Here is a 21,603-nt window from a genome sequence, read left to right as displayed (position 1 = left end):
TCAGGTGTCGGTGCGGCTGCGTTCACGCACCGCACCGAACGTGACGGTGACACGGTCGTTGCGATGCCGTCCGTAGGTCACCAGGAGCACCCGACCGTCGTCGTCGAACAGGGTGGATTCGAGGAAGAGAAGGGGAGTGCTCTCGGGTATGCCCAGGATGGTTGCGACACCCGCGTCGGCGGCGACGGCCGAGACCGCCCGGGCCGCCGATGCGATGCACCGCCGCTGTCCCATCTCGATGTACGCGTATACATCGCCGGCCGCAATCGTTTCGTCGATGACATCGGCATCCACGAGGGGAAGCAGGTAGGTACGTAGTTCCACCGGTGTGCCGGCGGCCGCCTCGACGCGCTCGAAGACCGCCAGACGCGTTGCGTCTGCAGGCAGGTCCAGGCTGGTGCGCAGCGTGTCCGGAATCGACTCGAGGACACTCAATCCGAGGAGGGCGGAATCGAGCCGTGCGTAGCGCCCGGCGATCTCTGAGCCGTCCAGCAACCTGTCGAATCTGTACCGGCTCGGGATCATGGCGGGGAAGCTGCCGGTTCCGACCTGTCGGCGGATGCGGCCTTCATCGGCCAGCAGATGCAAGGCTTCGCGGACGGTGTTCCGGGACGTGCCATGACCCTTCGAGAGGGCGGACTCGTCAGGTAACCGGCTCAGTTGGTCGGGTTGGTGCTCGAGTGTGCCGCTGAGGATGTCGCGCAGGCGACGCGCTTCTTCGCGCCGACGCTCGCCGGTGTGAACCCGAAGGGAATGGCCGGTCACGCGTCGAGGAAACTTTCCGTACTCCACACCATGTACATCTACCGAAGTGGTGTTGCTGCAACGCAACGGTGAGGTTACCAACGCGGATGCCCCGGCGCGCTCACCTCTCGAGGGTGGCGAAGCCGGCTTGGTCGACCGGGTTCGCAACCGGCGTGAGCTGGGGCAACACGCTCGCCGACGGCATCCGATGCCCGGCGAAACGCGAGTGTTACGGCATCGCGATGGTCGGGCAATCTGACTGGTCAACGATCTCCTATAGCAAGATCGCATCGCATTCTTCGAGATGCGGTCACCGTCCAGTCATGTGCGCTCAGGAGGATTACCCGTGATTTTTACGCGTCCAGCAGTTCGGACCTATGGAGCCGCCACTGCGGTCGCGGCCACGTTGATGGTGGCCGCGTGTGGTGGCGACAGTTCTTCGGCCCCGGCCGGTTCCGCCGATCCCGACGCGCCCATTGCGGTGAAGGTCAGCAGCCTCAACCTCTGTGATGAGCGTTACCTCTACTGGGGTGTCGAGAAAGGTGTGTTCGCCGACCACGGGCTCGATGTCACCGTTGTGCCGGGGGTCGGCGGGGCGCCGGGTATCGCAGCATTGCAACCCGGTGAGGTGAATCTGGCATTCACAGATCCATTCAGCGTCTTCCGTGCCGATGCGCAGGGCATCGATCTCACTGTTGTCAGCGGTGCCTACACCAGCGCCCAGCCGCCGGCGCCCGAGGCCGGTGGTGTCGCGGTGAAGAAGGGATCGGACATCTCCGGCGCCGCTGACCTGGAGGGCAAGACGGTCGCCGTCAACGAACTCGCCGGCATCAACCAGATCATGATCGAGAACTGGGTCCGCGAAGCCGACGGTGACCCCTCCAAGGTCGAGTTCGTCGCACTGCCTTTCCCCGAACTGGGACCGGCCGTCGTCTCGGGCCGGGTCGACGCAGGCCAGCTCCCGGCCTCGGCCCTGGCCATGAACGCCGACGCACTGGTCTCCATCGGCAACGCGTTCACCTCGGCGGAGGGTGGCTACGCGATCTACGCGACGTACACGGGTATGACCGGCTGGATCGAGGATCATCCGGGCGTGGAAGAGAAGTGGCTCGCGGCGATGAACGACTCGATCGAACAGATTCACGACCCTGCGAACGAGGCAGAGTCCTTCGAGATCGCCAGCGCCGTCTGTAAGACGCCGGCCGCAACGTTGCTGGAACTGCCCGGGAACACGATCACGTCGTCGATCGACATGGCGGTCCTGGCGGATATGGCCCAGATGGCGCGCGACTCGGATCAGCTCGACAGCACGCCCGACCTCGAGTCCCTGGTCAACCCGGGTGCCCAGGTCGGCTGAGGCCGACTCCCGATCGGCAGCGATGGCCCCCGGAGATCCGGGGGCCATCGCCGCTGGTGCCGGGTTCTGTTCTAGACCCAGGCCGGGAAGTCGGCCTTGCGGATCAGGCAATGCACGCCCTTGACGTCGTCGACGACCTGACTGACCACGAAATCACCTGCGGCGCTGAGATATAGGTAGGCGATGGACTCCGGGACGAAGGCGACCTGGCTGAGCAGCCGGATCGACTCACGAACGCACTTCTTCATGGCTTCGTTGAGATCTTGATCCAATCCCATGGCGATCCAGTGGGTGGGGGTCTCGCCGAACGGTCCGTCGATGGCCCCGGTGGCCGGATAGGCCTGCGGGGCAGAGAGAACCGTCAACCGGACGGTCGTGCGCAGGGAAGCCTCGAGCGCGGTCAGCGAGACCTCGCCGTTGCCCTGTGCGAAATGCGGGTCACCCATGTAGTAGCCGGCGCCGTCGACCTGGACCGGCAGGTACATCGTCGATCCCAGTCCCAGGTCGCGGACGTCCAGGTTGCCGCCGTGCGCGCCGGGCGGGATGGTGTTGAGGGCGACCTCGGTGTCGGCGGTCAGTCCGGACAATCCCATGAACGGGCTGAGCGGGAAGGTGATTCGCCGGGTGTCGCCCCAGCGCATCGTTGCGGTGAACTCGTCGACGTCCGCGGTGCAGAACTGGCTGATGATGGGTACGGGCTCACCGGTCTCATCGCTGACCGGCCGTTCGCCTGCCAACGCGCCCAATCCGTGACGGCTCGAGACGACTCCGTAGGGCACCCGCGGTGTGAGGTCCAGATACTCGATCTTGAGGATGTCGCCCGGCTTGGCGCCGTCGACGTGAATTGGTCCGGTGACAACGTGTGGGCCGTCCGGCCCCCTGGTGTGCACCACGTCGGATGCGGCGAGTTCGACTAGGTCCTCCAGGACGTCGCCGGCCGGCACACCGTGGGAAGCGAAGTAGGACAGGGGGTCCCGCCCCTGGTCTTCCATCAATCCCTCGTGAGAGATCGTGTCGATGGTGACCGTTTGGCCGGAGGCGATGGTGAGAACGGGTTCACGGTCCGGAGTCGGCAACCTCCCCCACGACACCGTCTTGGGGGAGGCGGCCACGTAATGATCGCCGAGGCGTTCCCCGGAATGTGGTTGCAAGATGGGCATGGAGGATGAACCTTTCGAGCGGGGAGATGGGAATGGGGAGCGAGCGTCCGGTGGCGGGGCGGGAGTTCTCGCCCCACCATGGACGTTAGTGACCGATCGCTGCCGTTAGGTTACGTACGTGTTGCAATACGAGACGATGTCCCGCATTGCTTGACGGCACGTTCTGCGGCTTTTACCCTTTTCGTATCCGCTGGTGAACGGTGGTCACCCGTGGGCGTCAACGGCTTCCACGCATACGAAAGGCAGGGTCCGTGTCCGAACCAGGCATCAATCGCAGACGGGGCCCGGCAGGTGTGGCATTCGTGCGCCTAGCGGTCCCAGACATGGTCGCCACCATCGAATTCCTCGAATACCACGTCGGCCTTGCCACCGAGGGCCGCGACGAGTCCCATGCCTACCTGCGGGTCGGCCTGGAACATCACAGTATCGAACTGGTCTCAGATCCGTCACTGACCGAGTTCCGTTACGACGGTGTGGGTTTCCACGTCGCCGATGAAGATCTCGCGGATCTGCGGACGCGGGTCGCCGAGTCGGGACACGAGATCCTGCCGCTGACCGATGGGACGAAAGGGCTGTGTCAGGACGGGTTTGCCGTCCGCGACCCCAACGGCACCCTGGTCGAGTTGTTCACCGGTTTCCTCGAGTACGCGGAGGAGCCGTGGCCGGACCTGCGGCCGCAGCGGTTGGTCCACCCGTTCATCGTGACCGACAAATACGAACAGACACTTGCCTTCTACCTCGATGTCCTCGGATTCCTGCCGTCTGACCATGTCGAAGACTTCACGGCTTTTCTGCGCTGTGAAGACCGCTACCACCACAGCCTGGCGATCCGTCGTAGCACCAAGTTCGCCCTGGAGCACCTGTGCTTCATCATGGGCGACATCGACGGGGTGATGCGGCGTCGTGCACGCGCCCAGTACAAGGGCGTGAAGATTCTGGGTGACGTGGTGAACCACTCGGCGTCGACCTCGATCGCGTTCTATCTGTTCGACGAAAAGCATGGGCCCCGTTACGAACTCTGCGACGGTCACCGCGTCTTCAGTCCGGAAGAACATGAAACGCACCGTCCGCGTCGTCTCAAACGGGATCCGCGCAACATCGACATCTGGCGTGCGGAGGCCGATGACCGGACCTGGGCGCACTGACTCTGTAGACGGCTTCGACGCCGAAGAAGTCGACAGCCTCATCGGAGCGATCGGTGTCCTCGCGGGGCAACCGACACCGCGGGGTGAGGAGCGGCAAACGGCGTATGCGCTCGCGGTGTGGGCCGGACGCCGCTGGCCGGCGTTGTCCTTCACGGCCGACGAGATCGGCCGCACCGGCGCGAACCTGGTGTGCTGCACACGGGCTCCGTCGCGCGATGACCTGCTGCTGTACTCCCACCTCGACACGTCCCTGACGGGAATCGGGTCGCGGGATCACGAGGTCACCGGTTCGTGGGTCGACGCGTCGCCGGGATTCTCCCGAAAGGCAGATACGGTCTCGGCGTTCGGTCTCGGGGTGGCGCGCGGGCCGGCGGCGTCCGCATTGATCGGATTCGCCCGGGCCGCAGCGTCGTTGCCGTCAGCCGCGCCACGCTCCTTACGGCTCGTACTGGCCGGTGGCGGAACACATGAGAACACACTCGGTGAGCGTCCCGGTTCTGCCGACGCGGCCTACAGCGGCCTGGCGCACCATCTCGAGGCCCACCCCCGACCAGGTGCCGCGATCGTGGCGAAGTGTGGTCCACCCGGGGTCCTCTGGGAGGAGCCGGGCGCCGGATATCTACGCATTCGGGTGTCGGGCCGACGGGGCGCGGTGTTGAGCCGCGATCGTGCACAGCCACCCGGTGGTCTCCCGATTCACATCGGCGCGATGTGCACCGCATTCGAGGACTGGCGACTACGGCTGACGCGCGACGGCCATCGTGACGGTCAGATCGGGCGTGAGGCGGGGATCGGCGCGGTCCGGACGGGTTCGGTTCGTAAACCCGATCTGCTGCCCACCCATGTCGATCTCTACGCGTACCTCGTGACGCTGCCCGGTGATGTCGTCGCCGACCTGGGCGCCGATCTCTGTTCGGCGATGTGCCGCGCCTTCGTGGGAAGCCCACTCGAGGGCTGCACTGTCGCAGTGGAGCTGACGACGCCGCAGGCCTCGGGCGTCACGCCACGAGATTCTGTGTTCGTGAACACGGTGCGCGCAGTGTGGCAGAGTCACCACGGAAGATGCGTCCCCGATGTGACCGGCTGGACCGGATCCACGGACGGTGCGCTGCTCCGCGAGGCCGGTGTCGAAACCGTCCGGACGGGGCCGGTTAGTGTTGCTGACGACAACGATGCCGATCGCGACGTCATGCGCGTCAGCGAGCTGATGCGCTTTGCGCATATCTACGCCGACATCGGTGGCAGATGGGCAGCTGGAGAGAAGAGGTGACGGTGGTGGCCAAGACACCGGAGGAAAAGGGTGCGCCAGTCATCCAGGCGGTCGAACGTGCCGCTGTCATCCTCTCTGCCTTCACTCCGGCTCGGCCGAGGCTGTCGCTGAACGAGATCACGGCGGCGCTGGGCACCAGCAAGGCGACCGCGCATCGATATACCAAGGCGCTGCGCGAGGTGAACCTGCTCCGCTATGACCCCACCGAAACGGTGTATTCACTTGGCCCGCAGGTGCTCACGCTCGCGGCTGCGGCTCGGTCCGGACTGCCGGTGATCAAACTCGCCGAGCCGTTGATGGAGCAACTCCTGCGGGAGGTCCAGGAGACGGTTGTGTTGAGTGTGTGGGACGGCGAGAGCCCCATCGTGGTTGCCTCCAACGACAACACCGATCACGTGGCGCGTGTCGCCGTGCGCCTCGGTGCCAGGCTGTCTCCGACCGCGTCCGCACAAGGGCGGGTGTTCTGCGCCTTTCTCCCCGACGAGGAGGTGCCGATGCTGCGCCGGGAAATCCAGTCCGATCCCGAGTTCGCCGCCGAGTTGGTGCGCATCCGCCAGAGCGGGGTATCGGTCAAATCTCCTGTTGTCAACGGACTTCGCACGTTGGCCGCTCCGGTGTTCCAGGCCGACCACGTTGTCGCGGCACTGGCCGTGGTGGCGACGTCGGTCGCGAGTGATGAGCAGGTCCAGCGAAACATCGACGCGCTCCGCAGCAGCGCCGAGCGTCTGTCGGCGGCCCTCGGCAACGCATGAGGTGCGTCGGGTATTCGCTGTCCGGCGATTGACCTTGCCGTGGTCCGGTGGTCTGAAGTGGTGTCCGGATCGGCCGGATTGTTACGGCGCTGATACGAAGTGCGATTCATATTGCGAGATGGTGTCCCACATTGACGCATGAGTGGCAGAGACTTTAGCCTCCCAATAGGACGATGTCGCGCATCGTGGTCTTTCCTGCATTCGGGCGGGGGCTGCGCTCACCCGGTCGGCATCAACGGAGAGGAACCATGTGCGGTATCGAGTCGTAGCAGCCACGGACGTCCATCTGGCAGGGGTGCAGGGGGTCGGTCATGGCCGATGACCCCACGGTGACGTTCCCGACCCCGACCCCGACCCCGACCTCGGACCCCGGGACGGAACCGGAGCCCGAAGCCAAGGCCCTGCCTGCTATTCAGGCCGTCGAACGAGCGGCGACGATCCTCGCGGCATTCACGCCTCAGTGTCCTCGGATGAGCTTGGGGGAGATCACTGTTGTGCTGGGCACCAGTAAGGCCACGGCACACCGCTACACCAAGGCACTGCGGGATGCGAACCTCATTCGCTTCGATGACGGCGAATCGATGTACTCGTTGGGACCTCATGTCATGACGCTCGCTGCGGCAGCCCGCGCCGGCCTGCCGGTCATCAAGAGCGCCGAGGTGCATATGGAGAAGTTGCTCGCCGAGGTTCGCGAGACGGTGGTCCTGAGCGTCTGGGATGGTGAGAGTCCAATTGTCGTGGCCACCAACGACAACACCGAGCAGGTGGCGCGGGTGACGGTGCGCGTCGGTGCGCGGCTTTCTCCGACGGCCTCGGCGCAGGGCCGGGTCTTCTGTGCGTTCTTACCCGAATCGGAGGCGGCGATGGCGCGGGTGGAGCTACGCACGAACCCCGAGTTCGCCGAGGAGCTCCAACGTATCCGGTCCACGCACGTGTCGGTGAAATCGCCTGTGGTCAACGGATTTCGGACCCTGTCGGCACCGGTCTTCGCCGGCGACCGTATCGTGGCGGCGCTGGCGGTGGTGGCCACGTCTGTGTCGGTCAGCGGAGACATCGATCGGCATATCGCCGCCCTCAAGTCCGCTGCGGAGGCCTTGTCCGCCGAACTCGGACCCGGTTGATTGCCCGGGCTCCGATTCCGGGGCGGATTCGCACGTTACGGGCGTGAGACACGCTGGTAAATCCTGGGATTGGGTAGCCGCTGCGGATTGACAGTACAGCCGCGCCTTGGTCGAATTGTCTCGTAGTGCGAGACATTGTCTCGCAGCAACTCCGACGCAATAGAGGGCGCACCCCATGATCACGATGACGTCGCAACAAGAGGTTGCCTCGCACGCGAAGCCCTCCGCGGGGGTCCGCACTGCCGGTGGCCTGCGAAAGGTGATGAATCCGGCTCGGGTTCGTGCCGTCGGTCTGGGCGCCCTCGGGATCGTCACCCTGCTGGCGGCGTGGACCGTGGTCGTCGCACTGGGCGTCGTGCCGTCGAGTTCTCTGCCATATCCCTCGGCGGTTGCCGCGCGCCTGCCCTCGTTGTTGACCGATGGTGAGTTCCTCTCGAGCCTCGGTGACACGATGTGGGCGTGGCTCGCCGGGTTGATGCTCAGCTCCGTGACCGCCGTCGCGGTGGGGTTGCTCATCAGCACGATCCCGTGGCTGACATTGCCGGCCACGCTGGCGGTCAACGTCTTTCGCTCGATTCCGGCGACGGCACTGATCCCGGTGGTGATCCTGATCTTCGGTCTCGGCATGGACATGAAGGTGTCCGTCGCGGTGTATGCGACGTTCTGGATCGTCCTGATCAACACCATGTACGGTGTCGCATCAACGGAGCCGATGCGTAAGGACGCCGCCCGATCCATGCAGTGGGGTTGGCTCCGGACGCACGCCTATGTGACATTGCCGAGTGCGCTGCCGTCCATCGTCATCGGCTTGCGCATCGCGTCCGGTGTGGCGTTGGTTGTGGTCATCAGTGCCGAATTGCTCGGTGCCAAATCAGGTTTGGGAACCCTGATGGTCCAGTACCAGCAGGCGCTGAGGATCGACGTGGTGTACGCGATGCTGCTGGTGATCGGTGTCATCGGGATGACTGTCTACACAGTTCTCGTGCGAATCGAGAAGACTTCGATGAAGTGGGTGCACATTGTCTAGCATCACCGAGGCAAGACCGGAATTGGTTGTCACGCGGCCGACGGCGGTGCGGCGGAGATCCCGGACCACCTTCGCCGTTGCCCGGCGGGTCCTGAGTTCGATCTGGGCGCTGTGGCTACTCGTGGCACTGCTCATCGCCTGGGAGTTGTTCGCACGGAACTCGCCGACGGTGTTCTTTCCGCCGTTGAGCGATGTTCTCGAGCAATTCCGCAAGGACTGGCTGTCGAGCGATCCGGCGATGTTATTCCTCTCGAGTGAGTTCTACGACACCGTCCCGGTCAGTCTCGGGCGGCTCGCGGCAGGATGGGGCCTGGCCGCAGTCGCCGGCGTCGTGTTCGGTATGGCGCTGGGACGCAGCCAAATCCTCTCGGGGATGTACAACCCGATCGTGCGGTTCTTCATGTCCTTGCCGAACGCCGCGTTGTTGCCGATCGTGTTCCAGATCTTCGGACCCAACAGCTCGATGAACATCTTCCTGATCTTCTTCGGCACGGTGTGGCTGATCGTGGTCAACACCGCAGACGGTGTCGCCGGCGTCGACCCACAGTGGATTCGGAGTGCCCGGAGTATGCAGCTCGGGAAACCGGACCTCTACCGGCGGGTGCTGTTGCCTGCAGCGATGCCGCAGATCATGGCGGGCCTGCGGGTGAGCATCGGTATCGGGCTCATCTTGATGATCATCTCGGAGCTGTATGCGACGACAGCCGGGTTGGGCTACAACGTCATGGTCTATCAGCAGACGTTCCAGTACCGGCAGATGTGGTCCGCCTTCCTGTTGATCGCGGTGCTGGGTATCGCGCTGAACGCCATCATGACCACCGTCGAGAAGCGGATTCTGCGCTGGCAGCGCCGCAGTTCTTTGCGCGACCTGTAGACGATCACCGACAACGCACACAAGGAGAGTCATGAAGCTTCGAATCGACGGGGTCACCAAGACGTATGGTGAGCGTTTGGCGCTCGCCTCCACCACCGTCGCGATCGGCGAGGAGGAGTTCGTCTCGATCGTCGGACCGTCGGGATGTGGCAAGTCGACCCTGCTGATGATGATGGCGGGTCTGCTTTCGCCGACCAGTGGCCAGGTGATGCTCGGTGACCAGCGGGTCGACGGTCCTCCGTTCGGTCTGTCCGTTGTGTTCCAGGACTACAGCCGATCATTGTTCCCTTGGATGACCGTTCGGAAGAATCTGGTCATGGCTGCGGCTGCCTACAAATTGCCGAAATCGGAAGTGGCCCAACGTGTCGAACATGCGCTGACATCGGTGGGCCTGCCCGGGCAGGGTGACATGTACCCGTGGCAGATGTCGGGTGGGATGCAGCAACGCGTTGCGATCGCGCGAGCGCTCGTCGTCGAACCCAAGGTGATGCTGATGGACGAGCCGTTTGCCGCCGTCGACGCTCAGACGCGTGCTGACCTCGAAGACCTGGTACTGAGGGTCCGTGATGAGTACAAGGTCACGATTGCCTTCGTCACCCACGACATCGACGAAGCGGTCTACCTCGGGGATCGCGTGCTGGTCCTGGCGGCACACCCGGGTCACCTGGTCGCAGACATCCCGGTGGATCTCGGTCACGCCCGAGACCAGGTGAGCACCAAACTGAAACCTCGATTCGCCGAGCTGCGCACCGAGGTCTTCCAGCTCGTCATGCGGCCTGCACAGCCCGTTGTCGTTTGACCGCGTCCGCGAGGCAACTGGCGGGTGGCGTAAGTACCCCGCGGTTGACCGCAAATGCCTGCACACAGCCCCAGGGGTGACCATCGGGATGGCGTAACCAGTTGCGCGGCAGCGCTTTACACGCCCGCAACACTGCTGGGATTAACTGTCACCATGAGTTCAGAAGACCAGTCGAGCGCGAAGAGGAAACCGCGGATCGCGGTGTTCTCCGGCCCGCGGGCAACCATTCAGAACAGCGGCGTGTTGAGGACAAGTGATTCCGTACGCCGGGACCGAGGGCTGCCGGGATCGGGGGCCGGATTCGACACCATTCGGTCTCAGCGCCTCGCGGCCTCCGCAACGGTGTACGTCGAAGCGCTGTCGGCACACCCGCTGGAGCAGGATGCCGCCGAAACACATTCCGAACCAGACGGTTTCGTCGATCCGGTGACCGGCGAGTTCAGTACGACGTCGGGGGTCGACGGTATCCCCGTATACCGGGTGACCGTCCGGCCCTCGGATGGCCCCTATCTGCTGCCCTACGCCGGACGCCAATCGGATGGCCGCCCGTGGGACACGGGATTCACCTCGGCGGGGGAGCCGCGCCAACAGTTCTATCCCGATGCGTCGCAGATCTTTTCCGAGATCGATCGATTCGGGATCGACGAGTTCGGATACAACAATCTACTCGGCGGTCTCGCGGACTTCGACTTCGTGCGCGCAGCTCCGTCGGGTGGTTACACCAAAGGGCTTCCCGCGGCTGCCCGCACCGACATCGGTGACGGCGACATCTCGCCCGAGGTGCTGGGCGAAGACTACTTTCCTTACAAGCCGACCCGGCACGAACCGGCGCTGCCCACGCTGGCGCGTCTGACCAATGCGGTTGCTCAGACCCTCGGCGGAGATGACTACGACGGAGGCATCTGGCTCGAGGGGAGCCCAACTGCCGAAGAGACGCTGTACTGGCTGAACCTGCTGATCGACACGCGGACTCCCATCGTGGGCAACGCATCCCAGTATCCCCATGGGGTCATCGGCAACGACGGCGACCACAATCTGATCCAGTCGACGAAGTACATCGCCTCGCGTGTGTGGGCCGATGCGGCCGGCGCGGACCGAGTGGGTGTCGTGATGGTGCAGAACGGGCAGATCTTCACATCGCGCGAGGTACAGAAAGCCGATGCGCGTCCCGGCGGCTACATCGCCACCGGTGGACACGGCGGCATCGTCGGGAACACCGTCTGGGACCCGGTGTTGTCGTTCATCCCGGTGGCGCGACACACCCACAACTCGGCAGTGCGCCTGACCGCGCTTCCCGACTCTGTGCAGGGTGTCAGTTCCGTCGACGGATCGACTGTCCTGGTGGATGTTCCGATCAAGGATGCCGACGGGAATCTCCTCGAGGCGGCACTGCCGAAGGTCACCATCAACCGATACGCCAACTTCGGCGCCGATGACTTCTCGGACTCCGTCGATGGTGAGGTCGAGGTGCTGGCCCGGATCAGGGCGAATCTGACGCGGTACCCGCTGTCGGGTTTCATCGCGGAAGGATCGTCGCCGTACGGGGGATTGTACGAGTCGCTGCTTGCCGCGATGAAGCTGGCGGTCTACTCGGGGATTCCGGTCGTCGCGGTGGGGCGCGGTGGCGGAGGCTACGTTTCGCGATATGGCGGGCAGGGCGGATTGTTCGTCACGGCAGGCAATCTCACCGCGACCAAGGCGCGCATGCTGTTGATGGCATGTCTGCTCAAGTTCGGCTGCGTGCCCCCGGCCGTCGATCCACAGTGTCCGACCGATGAGGAAATCGACGCGATCAGGGTGAAAGTACGCGCATACCAGGCTGTCTTCGACACACATTGAACCAACACCAACCGCACGGAAGAAGCTGACGATGAAGTATGGAGTTTTCCTCCCCGTGGGCAACAACGGCTGGGTGCTGTCGCGAGATTCACCCCAGTACATGCCCACCTACGATCTGAATCGCCGGATCGTCGCCAAAGCCGAAGAACTCGACTTCGCATTCGCCTTGTCGATGCTGAAGTACCGGGGGTTCGGCGGGGCGACGGCGCACTGGGACAACACGGTCGACCCGTTGGCGCTGACCTCGGCGTTGTGCGCCGTCACCTCGACCATCAAGCTCTACGCGACGGTCTCGCCGTTGACCATCAACCCACTGGTGGCCGCCAAGACCGCGGCGACGCTCGATGATGTGTCGGGCGGCCGTTTCGGACTCAACCTGGTCGCCGGCTGGAATCAGGCCGAGTACCAGCAGATGGGTGCATGGCCGGGTGAGGACTACTACAGCGTGCGCTACGACTGGCTCTCCGAGTTCACCCACATCGCCAAGACGTTGTGGGCCCAGGGTTCGGCGACATTCCACGGCAAGTACTTCCAGGTCGACGACGCCCGATGCCTGCCCAAGCCGGCCGGTCACATCGACCTGGTCTCGGCGGGTTCGTCACCTCGAGGTCGACGCTTCGTCGCCGAGTACGCCGACTACCACTTCGGTGCCGGCTCGACACCGGAAGCGGTGTCGAGGTCCAACACTGCGCTGGCGCAGGCGTGCCGCGACACCGGTAGGCACCCCACCGCGATTGCCAATGCAACGCTGGTCATCGCCGACACCGATGCCGAGGCCGACCGGGTCGTCAGTCGATATGTGGCGGGCGCCGATCACGAAGCGCTGACCGCGATGGTCGCGGAATACTCGCGGGACACCGCCACGGCCGGGTCGAGTGCCGCAGTGGCGCAGCGACATCGGACCGACATCAGCCCGTTCTACGGCGCAGCACCGTTGACCGGGTCGGCGAGATCCATCGCTGATCGGCTCAACGAACTCGCCGCGGTTCCCGGCACGTCGGGAATCATGCTCACCTTTGACGATTTCCTCGAAGGTATGGAGCGATTCGGTCGCGATGTCGTCCCGCTGCTCGACCATCCCGTCACACCGTCCTGACATCTGTTCCCTTCGAATTCTCACGCCGCCCGAGGTCGGTTTCCCATGTCTTACGAAATGAGCTTGGCGCTCGACATGTCCTTTGCGCATCACCAAGGTCGTTGGCGGTTGCCGGGATCGTGGGCGGGTGCGACCTTCCCGGATCTGAAGATGTATCAGGAAGTCGCGATGATGGCTGAACGTGGCTGTCTGGACATGATCTTCTTCGGTGACGGCACGGGCATCCCGTCGACCTATGGTGGTTCGATCGACGCCGCCGTACATTGGGGGGTCGGCTGGCCCCGGCAGGACATGAGTCCCTTCATCGCCGCCCTCGCGCAGAATACGACGGGCCTGGGGTTCGGTCTGACCTACTCCTCGACCTTCATGCACCCGTTCTACGTCGCGCGTCTGCTCAACTCGCTCGATCACATCACCTCCGGGCGAATAGCTTTCAATGTGGTGACGTCGTCGCGCGGCGCGGACGCCGCCAATTACGGATTCAGAGAGCTGGCCGATCACGATGCCCGGTACCGGCGGATGGAAGAGTTCATCGACGTCTGTCAGGCCCTGTGGCGCAGTGTCGGTCCCGACGCATTCGTCTGGGACGAGGTCACCGGTCAGGTGGCAGATTCCACGATGGTGTCGCCGATCAATCATGTCGGCGAGTTCTTCGACGTCGTCGGACCGTTGAACACCGTACCGAGCCCGCAGGGCGCACCGGTGCTGATCCAGGCCGGCGGCTCCCCACGCGGTATCGACGCGTCATCGAAGTTCGCCGATGTCGTGTTCGGTGGGGCGTGGGATCCGGCTCAGCGCATCAATCACCGCACCGCACTCGACGATGCCCTGGTCCGTGCTGATCGCGACCCGAAGAAGGTCGGGATCCTCTGGGACATCCAGGTGATCGTCGCCCGGGACCGGTCCGAAGCGCTGGCCCGGCGCGAGATGCTCCGGGATGTCCTGCCCCGCGACGGCGCCGCGGCGTTCATGTCCCATCAGACCGGGCTCGACCTCGCGGCATTGCCCGACACCTTCACCCTCGGCGACCTGCAGGCGGAGGCGAAGGCCCGCAATGCAAGTCCGATGGCCTTCCGTGATCTGTTCGCGAAGTACGACGAGAACCACGAGATGACACGGACCGAACTCATCGACAACGGCTGGCGAGAGGCGACCGGATATGACCACACGGTGGTCGGGACACCGAGCGAGGTCGCAGATTATCTGGAGGAGAATTTCGAGGCCACGGGTAGCCGCGGCGGGTTCATGATCTCCCACCCGCAATCGACACCCGGGGATGTCGTCGACGTCGTGGGACTGTTGGTTCCGGAGCTGCAGAGGCGGGGCCGGTTCCGTAAGTCATATGAGGGCGCAACGCTGCGGGAGAACCTGGGGCTGGAGGCATTCGGCTAGCATCGACGACAGCGTCGGTGGCCACATCCGGTCACCGGCCACGTCCGACTCGGAAGGGATGCGGTGACGGATCACGGTATCGGGGGATGAGTTCGCCTCCATCTCCGCCATTCCGACCGCCCCGCTTTCGTCAGGACCGGGTCAACAGCAATCTTCTGCGCCTCGAGGGCAATCGGCGCCAGGATGAGGTGCGTCGACTCCGCGATCTGATTTCGGCGATGGTCGTCACCCGGCTCGGCTCGGCCGCTCGATTGCCCGCCGACGAGGACATCGCCCGTGCGTTTCATTCGTCCCGGAACTGTGTACGCCTGGCTCTACAGACCCTCGTCGCGGAGAACCGCCTACACCGTTCGGTCGGTGCCGGGACCTACACGACAAATGTCCATCGGCGCAGCCGGTTCGACCTTCTGATCGATTCGGCGGCCGGAGGTGTGAACGACGATCGCAACGGCATCCGGATCATCGGCTGGAAGGTCTGTTCCGACATACCGGAACCGCTGGCCGAGATCTTTCCGCCGGAAGCGGCCTCGGTCGCGATCTTCGAACGACTGAGCGTCGGTGAAGGCGTGCCCCGGCAACTGCGGACCTACTATCTCGCGCTCCGTCCGGCCGACCGATTCACCCGGGACGATGCCCTGTGCGACCTGTATCAGATTCTCGAAAATCGCTTCGGTTACGGAACTTTGACCGCTGATCGCCGTATTTCGGCCGTTGCCGCAGGTGAGTCCGCAGCGGCTCTCCTCGAGGTCGAGATCACGACCCCCATCCTGTATATGGACACCACGGTCTTCGATGAGCGCGGATACGCCGTGCTGGTTTCCCATGCCCGCTATCGAAGCGACATGGTGACCGTGGCCCTGGACCCGCCACGGGGCTGACGGCAGCGGCGTTCATTCGCCGCGGAGGCCGGAACGGAATGGCCGACAACCCGTGTCACGGCGGCGTAACACACTGTCGGGTGCCATCAGACGCAGTTGGGGGCGCTCGGATCCGCCGGTCATGGGGCGAAACATCGCGGACATATCCGGGACCCATAACGGAAATGCAGCGTTGATGGCATTGCGTGAACGGACCGCGCCTTCACCGTGGTTGTTTCCCACATCGTCTAAGGATCACCATGAACGACGCTTTGCCCCGTCACCACGGCAGACAGATCGGTGCCGGAATCGCCACGACACTCCTGGCCGCGGTACTCGTCGCCTGCGGGTCGGACTCATCGCCGGCCCCGGCGTCGCAATCGGCGGACGGAACGCGCTCGGTCGCCGTGACAACCCTGGGCTTGTGTAACGAGATGCCGGTGTACTGGGCGCAAGAGAAGGGCATCTTCACCGAGCACGGACTCGACGTGGAGCTGGTCCGGGCCCAGGGCGGGGCGGCAGGGTTGTCCGCGTTGCAGAGTGGTGAGGTGGATCTCGCCTTCACGAATCCGTTCTCGACGATGCGCGCGCTCGACCAGGGGATCGATCTGGCCTGGATCTCGACGGCGTATGAGACTCCGACCGACGCCGCCAACAAGGCCAATGCGGTTGCCGTGAAGGAAGGTTCGAAGTACACCGACGCCAAGTCGCTGGAAGGGACCAAGATCGGCGTCAACGAAATCGCCGGCATCAACCAGATCATCACCAGCGAATGGATGCGGGCCGGCGGTGCCGATCCGTCCACGGTCGACTTTGTGGCATTGCCCTTCGCGGACCTGGGACCCGCGGTGGCGACCGGTCGGATCGACGCGGCGCAGATCACCGAACAGAACATGCTTCCCGAGTTGAAATCGCTCGGCAACCCCTACGTCGTGGCGGGCGCGGGGCAGCCGCTGGTCTTTGCCGGATATGTGGCCACCGGTGATGCCGCTCAAAGTGATCCGGAGGCATTCAAGTCGTTCCAGGCTTCGCTGATCGAGGCATCGGAACAAATCGAGCTGCCGGAGAATCAAGAAGAGCGCTATGAGATCCAGGCGAAGGCGTGCAAGCAGGATGCAGCTGCACTCAAAGCGCTGACCGAGCCCCCGTACGCGGCCGCGGTGAACATCGACGCACTCAACCGGATGGCCGAGATGATGAAAGATGAAGAGATCTTGGATGATCCGGCCGATGCGTCGAGTTATGTGCCTGATTTCGTGGTCACTTCGTAAGTCGCCGTGAAGAAGACACTCACGGTCGACGGTGCCCAGATGGTGGTGGACATCGCGCCCGGGGACACCCTGCTGGGTGTCCTCCGCGCGCACGGCGTCACCGCACCCAAGGCTGCGTGTGGCCGTGGGGAGTGCGGGGCATGCACCGTACTCGTCGGCGCCAACGCCGTGCTGTCGTGTGTCAGCCTGGCCGCCGTGGTCTCCGAGCACGTGACCACGGCGGCCGGACTCGACGACGCTGATCACGACCTACGGGAGGCGTTCGCGGACCATGCGGGATTCCAGTGTGGCTTCTGTACACCGGGACAGGTGGTCACAGCGGCGGCTCTGCTGCGTGAGACGCCCGAACCCGGCCGAGAGGACATCATCAGCGCCATGGCCGGCAACATCTGCCGCTGCACCGGATACGTCCAGATCATCGACGCCGTAGAGTCGGTCGCGCGGCGGAGAGGGGTGGCGCGGTGACTGTCGTCGGCCGGCGTGTCCGCGCGCTCGATTGGCACGAGAAGACCTCCGGCACAGCACGATATGCGGGGGATGTACGTCCCGAGGGGATGCTGTACGCCAAGATCCTGCGGTCGACGATGGCCAGTGCACAGATCGAGCACGTCGACCTCAGCGGTGCGTTGGCGTCGCCCGGGGTGCGGGCGGTGGTCGACCACCGGGATCTACCGGCGGGCGCGCGTTATCAGCACAGTGGCGGCACGTTCTCCGATAGGACACCATTCGCGGTGGGGGAGATCCGCTTCCATGGGCAGGAGATCGCGGCGGTCGCCGCGCAGTCCCCGGAAGCAGCCGAGCAGGCCCTCGACCGGATCGTGGTGCGCTACCGGAGACGACCGGCAGCGCTGACCGTCGCCGCTGCGCTGGCGAAATCGGCGCCACGCATCCATCGGCGATCGTCGGGTTCGAACGTCGCTCTCGCATCGGACGGAAGCTGGGGCGATGTGGACCTGGGTAGGCGCAACAGCGCGCATCACGCGGGCGGGGTTTTCATCTATCCTCGTGTGTCGCATGCCTGTATGGAGCCGAACACGACTTTGGCCTGGTGGCATGACGACCGACTGGAGCTGTGGACGTCCACCCAGGCGGCGCATTTCGTGATCCATGAACTCGCGCAGCTGCTCGGGCTCCGTACTGATCAGATCGTCTGTCGGGACGTCGCTGTCGGTGGAAGCTTCGGGTCCAAATCCAAGGTCAGCGAACACGAGGTCATCGCGGCGCTGTTGTCGATGCGCACCGGGGCGCCGGTGATGGTGGAGTTCTCGCGGGCCGAGGAGCTGGCCTTCACCAAACCGCGCCATGGATTCCACAGCAAGATGACCGTTCACGCAGATGCCGACGGTCGAATCTGCCTGCTGGAGGCCGATATCGACGTCGACAACGGCGCGTTCAACCACTACGGACCATCGGTGATGAGTGCCGGCATCAAGGTGCTCGGGTCCATGTACCGTCCGGATGCTGCGACCTGGCGTGCCCGCCTGGTCGACACCAATCTCACGCCCGGCGGTCAGTTCCGCGGATACGGGCAGCCGCAGACCGCACTGGCGGTGGAATCGCTGGTCGACGAGCTGGCGCAGCAGTGCCGGATCGACCCGATCGAGTTCCGTCGACTCAACGCGAGTCTGCCGAACTCGCGGGCCCTGGTCGGTGCGCGAATCGGATCGAACCGGCTCGTGGAATGCCTCGATGCGGTGCGCGAAGAGATCGGCTGGACGGAGAAGAAGTCTGCGAAGGTGCCGTTCCGCGGAGTGGGTGTGGCGGCCGGTATGCACGGCAGTGGCTCGTACGCCTACCCCGGCGGGAACGTCAGCGCGGCGGCGGTCGAGGCCGCCGATTCCGGGCGCATCACAGTCGCATTCGGTGGTAGCGATGCCGGGACCGGGCAGCGCACAATCCTCGGGCAGCTCGCCGCGGAAATCCTCGACGTACCTCTCGATCTGGTGGACGTGGTGATGACCGACTGGGATGAGGCGCCACCGGAGATGGGGGCCTGGAGTTCACGCGGCACGCACATGGGCGGACATGCCGTGGTCAAGGCCGCGACGGCACTGCGTGAGCGCCTCGAAGAACTCGGCCGCGTCGGGTCAGGCGACTTCGCAGAGCTCATCATGCGTGCACCGGAGAGCCGGGCCGGGGTGTTGCGCGTCGAAGCCGAGTATCTCGAAGAGAAGATGGAACCCTACTGGACGGGTCTGGACCGGCCGAACATCTCGGCGTCCTACACGTACGCCGTACACGCGGTGGAAGTCGAGATCGACCCGGACACCGGTGAATTGAAAATCCTCGACTACGTTGCCGCGCATGACGTGGGCCGAGCGATCAATCCCGCGCTCGTCGATGGCCAGATCATCGGCGGCGTGGTTCAAGGACTCGGCGCCGTGGTCGGGGAACAACTCGTCTACGAGAGGGGTCGAACAGTCAACACGGGCTACCTCAACTATGCGGTTCCGCGGTCGACCACCGCGCCCGAGATCCGTTCGATCCTGATCGAAGGGCCGGAGCCGGCGGGTCCGCTCGACGCGAAAAGCGTGGCCGAGATGGCGCTCGTGCCAGTGGCACCGGCGGTTCTCAACGCTGTCCACGACGCGATCGGGATCCGGTTCCGATCCCTGCCGTTGACACCGGACGTCGTGCTCGCGGCGCTGCGCGACAACGGGTCCGTGGCGCACCGGGCGACCCGGCGCTTCCACCTGGGCCGACGACCGTCCCGATGGCAGATCGAGGTCTTTCGACGACTCTATCCGCTTGGCCTGCATCATCTTCTCGATCGGCACGGGACCCGATGGGCACGGCGTACTGCGCCCCGCGATGTCGAAACGGTGGCTTCTCCGGCGAATGTCGACGATGCGGTGACGATGCTCTCCGACGAGCCGGCCGGCGACGCTGTGCTGGTCGGTGGGGCGACCGATGTCGTGGTCCAACAACAACAGTCGTTGATCGCTCCGCGGATCCTGGTCAGCACGGCGAGCGTCATCTCGATGCGCCGCATGGTCCACAACGCGGACGGGACCTTCACGATCGGCGGTGCCGTCACACTGGCCGACCTCGCCGACTGGGCCCGAGGACCGATACCGGTGATCGCCGAAGCCGTCGACTCGATCGCATCCGCCCAGATTCGCGCCGTGGCCACGGTGGGCGGAAACCTGGTCCAGGCCAAGCGATGCTGGTACTTCCGCAGCGGATTCGACTGCTACAAGCGCGGTGGCCCGACCTGTCCCTGTTACGCCGTCGGCGGCGACCATCGGTTTCATCATGCGGCCCTCGGTGGGCATCGCTGTCAGGCTGTGACGCCATCGGACCTCGCGACCGTGTTCTCGGGGCTCGACGCCCGAATCCAGGTCGCCGGACCCGGCCGGTCCCGGACCGTCGGCATCGGCGACTTGTATTCAGGGCCGGGAGAACTCGATCTCGGGTCGGACGAGCTGATCGAATCGATCACCGTGCCCGCGCAGGCGGCAACCCGGTCGGTCTTCGAGAAGATCCGGCTGTATGAGGGCGACTTCGCGATGTTGTCGCTGATCATGTCCGCAGGAATCGGTCCCGGTGACGAATGGTCTTCGCCGCGTCTGTGTTTCGGTGCGCTGGCACCCACTCCCTGGCATCCCGCCGCGGTCGAATCGGCGTTCCGGGACATCCGACCGACCGAAAGTGAACTGGTGACGGCCATCAACAAGGAACTCTCGCATCGGGCACATCCGCTACCCGGTAACGAGTGGAAGATCCAAGCCGCGATCGGTCTGACCCGCAAGGCATACCGCCGATGGGAGGAAGGCCGATGAACACACCAACGCAGACCGGACCGATCACGCGGAGCCTGGTCCGGGCCGGAGTGACGGTCTCGGCCTCACTGCCCGACAGCTGGCTCGGCCCGTTGATCGCCGAGGTCGAGGGCGAAGAGAGCATTCGCCACGTGTCGGTCGTCAGAGAGGACGATGGTGTCGGCATCTGCGCGGGAGCTTCGTTGATGGGGGAGCGGTCGGTCCTGATGTGCCAGAACGCCGGACTGTTGCTGGCCACCAATGCACTTGCGGGCTACGGGATCCACCATCAGATTCCGTTTGTGGTGATCGCTGCCGATCGGGGCGCTGCCGGTGACAACTTCTACTATCAGGCCTACAAGCATTCGGTCGCCCACGGTGTGATGGCCGCGGTCGGCCTGCGCGTCCACGAGGTACAGAAACCAGGTGAGGGCGCGATCTTCGAGACCGCCTTCGACGAGGCCGAGATGACACAGCGTCCCGTGGTCCTGCTGTGCACAAAACGAGTGCTGGTCGGGTCCGCGGAATGAACCGTTCATCGGTGGCGCGGGCACTCGCGCGCGGTCTCGACAAAGACGTCGTTGTCTTCGCGAGCCTGGGAACAGCCGGCCGGACCTGGCTTGAGGCGGAGGCGAGTCAGCTCACGTACTACGCGTCCGACCCGATGGGAACAGCGCCGGCGCTGGCACTCGGGGCCGCCGTGAGTCGGCCACGTTTGAATTTTGTGCTGCTGGAAGGGGACGGTGATCTGGCGATGAACCTGGGGGTTCTGCTCACGATCGCGAACACTGCTCCGCCGAACCTCCACATCGTCGTCTTCAACAACGGACGGTATGAGACAGGTGGTGGCCAACCGCTCGGTACGCACGTGACCGCGGATTTCGCCGCGATCGGACGAGGCGCCGGTCTGGGCAGCGTCGATCTGATCCCTGCGGAGACGACGGAACAGCAGCTGAGCATCTTCTTCGCCGAGTTCTTGAGCCGAACCGGTCCGGCTCTTGCCGTGGTCGAGGTGGAACCCGAGCCGTCACCCTATGGCGGTCCGGGCCGGCACTCAGGTGTCCAGTCCCGCACGCTCTTTCAAGAAGCGTTACGTGCAGCGGGCGCCTTCGACTGATGTCGTCGCCGTTTCGTGGCC

At 64.5% G+C, this 21,603-nt stretch carries 19 protein-coding genes; 17 read left to right on the top strand and 2 right to left on the bottom strand.

Annotated elements, in window-relative coordinates; all coding sequences use genetic code 11:
* Positions 1 to 765, bottom strand: a complete 765-nt coding sequence (locus AC51GT_RS16480) for a GntR family transcriptional regulator (RefSeq protein WP_496329452.1) — start codon at positions 763 to 765, stop codon at positions 1 to 3.
* A gap of 325 nt (positions 766 to 1,090) precedes the next feature.
* On the opposite strand from AC51GT_RS16480, the gene AC51GT_RS16475 reads away from it, so the two are divergent.
* Positions 1,091 to 2,101: an ABC transporter substrate-binding protein gene (locus AC51GT_RS16475; RefSeq protein WP_496324830.1), complete on the top strand. Its 1,011-nt coding sequence runs from the start codon at positions 1,091 to 1,093 to the stop codon at positions 2,099 to 2,101.
* Positions 2,102 to 2,172: 71 nt separating this feature from the next.
* Here the strand turns inward: AC51GT_RS16475 and AC51GT_RS16470 are convergent, their stop codons facing one another.
* Positions 2,173 to 3,261: an acetamidase/formamidase family protein gene (locus tag AC51GT_RS16470; protein ID WP_496324829.1), complete on the bottom strand. Its 1,089-nt coding sequence runs from the start codon at positions 3,259 to 3,261 to the stop codon at positions 2,173 to 2,175.
* A gap of 302 nt (positions 3,262 to 3,563) precedes the next feature.
* Between AC51GT_RS16470 and AC51GT_RS16465 the strand changes: the two genes are divergently transcribed.
* From AC51GT_RS16465 to AC51GT_RS16390, 16 genes are all read left to right on the top strand, one after another.
* The gene (locus AC51GT_RS16465; RefSeq protein ID WP_496329451.1) at positions 3,564 to 4,406 is read left to right on the top strand and encodes a VOC family protein; all 843 of its coding nucleotides are present in this window, start codon (positions 3,564 to 3,566) and stop codon (positions 4,404 to 4,406) included.
* The gene (locus tag AC51GT_RS16460) at positions 4,384 to 5,676 is read left to right on the top strand and encodes a hypothetical protein (protein WP_496329450.1); all 1,293 of its coding nucleotides are present in this window, start codon (positions 4,384 to 4,386) and stop codon (positions 5,674 to 5,676) included. Before AC51GT_RS16465 ends, AC51GT_RS16460 begins: the two co-directional genes overlap by 23 nt.
* Positions 5,652 to 6,428: an IclR family transcriptional regulator gene (locus AC51GT_RS16455; RefSeq protein ID WP_496324826.1), complete on the top strand. Its 777-nt coding sequence runs from the start codon at positions 5,652 to 5,654 to the stop codon at positions 6,426 to 6,428. Before AC51GT_RS16460 ends, AC51GT_RS16455 begins: the two co-directional genes overlap by 25 nt.
* 311 nt (positions 6,429 to 6,739) lie before the next feature.
* Complete coding sequence (locus AC51GT_RS16450) at positions 6,740 to 7,549, top strand: IclR family transcriptional regulator (RefSeq protein WP_496324825.1); 810 nt, start codon at positions 6,740 to 6,742, stop codon at positions 7,547 to 7,549.
* 184 nt (positions 7,550 to 7,733) lie between these two features.
* On the top strand, positions 7,734 to 8,576 hold the full coding sequence (locus AC51GT_RS16445) for an ABC transporter permease (RefSeq protein ID WP_496329449.1): 843 nt from the start codon (positions 7,734 to 7,736) through the stop codon (positions 8,574 to 8,576).
* Complete coding sequence (locus AC51GT_RS16440; protein WP_496329448.1) at positions 8,569 to 9,450, top strand: ABC transporter permease; 882 nt, start codon at positions 8,569 to 8,571, stop codon at positions 9,448 to 9,450. The genes AC51GT_RS16445 and AC51GT_RS16440 overlap by 8 nt, the downstream gene beginning before the upstream one ends.
* 31 nt (positions 9,451 to 9,481) lie before the next feature.
* Positions 9,482 to 10,249, top strand: coding sequence for an ABC transporter ATP-binding protein (locus tag AC51GT_RS16435; protein ID WP_496329447.1), 768 nt, complete (start codon positions 9,482 to 9,484; stop codon positions 10,247 to 10,249).
* Positions 10,250 to 10,402: 153 nt separating this feature from the next.
* Positions 10,403 to 12,088 (top strand): asparaginase domain-containing protein, encoded by a 1,686-nt coding sequence (locus tag AC51GT_RS16430; RefSeq protein WP_496329446.1) that lies wholly within the window; start codon positions 10,403 to 10,405, stop codon positions 12,086 to 12,088.
* 31 nt (positions 12,089 to 12,119) lie between these two features.
* A complete protein-coding gene (locus tag AC51GT_RS16425) occupies positions 12,120 to 13,184 on the top strand; it encodes an LLM class flavin-dependent oxidoreductase (RefSeq protein ID WP_496329445.1) in 1,065 nt (354 codons plus the stop codon).
* Between the two features lie 45 nt (positions 13,185 to 13,229).
* Positions 13,230 to 14,576, top strand: coding sequence for an NtaA/DmoA family FMN-dependent monooxygenase (locus tag AC51GT_RS16420; RefSeq protein WP_496329444.1), 1,347 nt, complete (start codon positions 13,230 to 13,232; stop codon positions 14,574 to 14,576).
* An 86-nt stretch (positions 14,577 to 14,662) separates the two neighbouring features.
* Positions 14,663 to 15,454, top strand: coding sequence for a UTRA domain-containing protein (locus tag AC51GT_RS16415; protein ID WP_496324818.1), 792 nt, complete (start codon positions 14,663 to 14,665; stop codon positions 15,452 to 15,454).
* A 239-nt stretch (positions 15,455 to 15,693) separates the two neighbouring features.
* Positions 15,694 to 16,704 (top strand): ABC transporter substrate-binding protein, encoded by a 1,011-nt coding sequence (locus tag AC51GT_RS16410; RefSeq protein WP_496324817.1) that lies wholly within the window; start codon positions 15,694 to 15,696, stop codon positions 16,702 to 16,704.
* A 6-nt stretch (positions 16,705 to 16,710) separates the two neighbouring features.
* Positions 16,711 to 17,169 (top strand): (2Fe-2S)-binding protein, encoded by a 459-nt coding sequence (locus AC51GT_RS16405; protein ID WP_496329443.1) that lies wholly within the window; start codon positions 16,711 to 16,713, stop codon positions 17,167 to 17,169.
* Positions 17,166 to 20,486, top strand: a complete 3,321-nt coding sequence (locus AC51GT_RS16400; protein WP_496329442.1) for a molybdopterin cofactor-binding domain-containing protein — start codon at positions 17,166 to 17,168, stop codon at positions 20,484 to 20,486. The genes AC51GT_RS16405 and AC51GT_RS16400 overlap by 4 nt, the downstream gene beginning before the upstream one ends.
* Positions 20,483 to 20,995 carry a hypothetical protein gene (locus tag AC51GT_RS16395; protein WP_496329441.1) on the top strand — a complete coding sequence of 171 codons (513 nt, stop codon included), beginning with the start codon at positions 20,483 to 20,485 and terminating at the stop codon, positions 20,993 to 20,995. The genes AC51GT_RS16400 and AC51GT_RS16395 overlap by 4 nt, the downstream gene beginning before the upstream one ends.
* Positions 20,992 to 21,582 (top strand): thiamine pyrophosphate-dependent enzyme, encoded by a 591-nt coding sequence (locus AC51GT_RS16390; protein WP_496329440.1) that lies wholly within the window; start codon positions 20,992 to 20,994, stop codon positions 21,580 to 21,582. The genes AC51GT_RS16395 and AC51GT_RS16390 overlap by 4 nt, the downstream gene beginning before the upstream one ends.
* Positions 21,583 to 21,603 lie beyond the last annotated feature (21 nt).

This window comes from Williamsia sp. z34, from assembly GCF_059553395.1.
Note: the sequence above shows the minus strand (reverse complement) of the source record. Positions and strands in the feature narration are given on the sequence as shown.

Coding starts and splice junctions, on each gene's coding strand:
- AC51GT_RS16470 (WP_496324829.1), bottom strand. CDS start 3,261: ATGCCCATCTTGCAACCACATTCCGGGGAACGCCTCGGCGATCATTAC.
- AC51GT_RS16460 (WP_496329450.1), top strand. CDS start 4,384: ATGACCGGACCTGGGCGCACTGACTCTGTAGACGGCTTCGACGCCGAA.
- AC51GT_RS16455 (WP_496324826.1), top strand. CDS start 5,652: ATGGGCAGCTGGAGAGAAGAGGTGACGGTGGTGGCCAAGACACCGGAG.
- AC51GT_RS16450 (WP_496324825.1), top strand. CDS start 6,740: ATGGCCGATGACCCCACGGTGACGTTCCCGACCCCGACCCCGACCCCG.
- AC51GT_RS16445 (WP_496329449.1), top strand. CDS start 7,734: ATGACGTCGCAACAAGAGGTTGCCTCGCACGCGAAGCCCTCCGCGGGG.
- AC51GT_RS16435 (WP_496329447.1), top strand. CDS start 9,482: ATGAAGCTTCGAATCGACGGGGTCACCAAGACGTATGGTGAGCGTTTG.
- AC51GT_RS16430 (WP_496329446.1), top strand. CDS start 10,403: ATGAGTTCAGAAGACCAGTCGAGCGCGAAGAGGAAACCGCGGATCGCG.
- AC51GT_RS16425 (WP_496329445.1), top strand. CDS start 12,120: ATGAAGTATGGAGTTTTCCTCCCCGTGGGCAACAACGGCTGGGTGCTG.
- AC51GT_RS16420 (WP_496329444.1), top strand. CDS start 13,230: ATGTCTTACGAAATGAGCTTGGCGCTCGACATGTCCTTTGCGCATCAC.
- AC51GT_RS16415 (WP_496324818.1), top strand. CDS start 14,663: ATGAGTTCGCCTCCATCTCCGCCATTCCGACCGCCCCGCTTTCGTCAG.
- AC51GT_RS16410 (WP_496324817.1), top strand. CDS start 15,694: ATGAACGACGCTTTGCCCCGTCACCACGGCAGACAGATCGGTGCCGGA.
- AC51GT_RS16395 (WP_496329441.1), top strand. CDS start 20,483: ATGAACACACCAACGCAGACCGGACCGATCACGCGGAGCCTGGTCCGG.
- AC51GT_RS16390 (WP_496329440.1), top strand. CDS start 20,992: ATGAACCGTTCATCGGTGGCGCGGGCACTCGCGCGCGGTCTCGACAAA.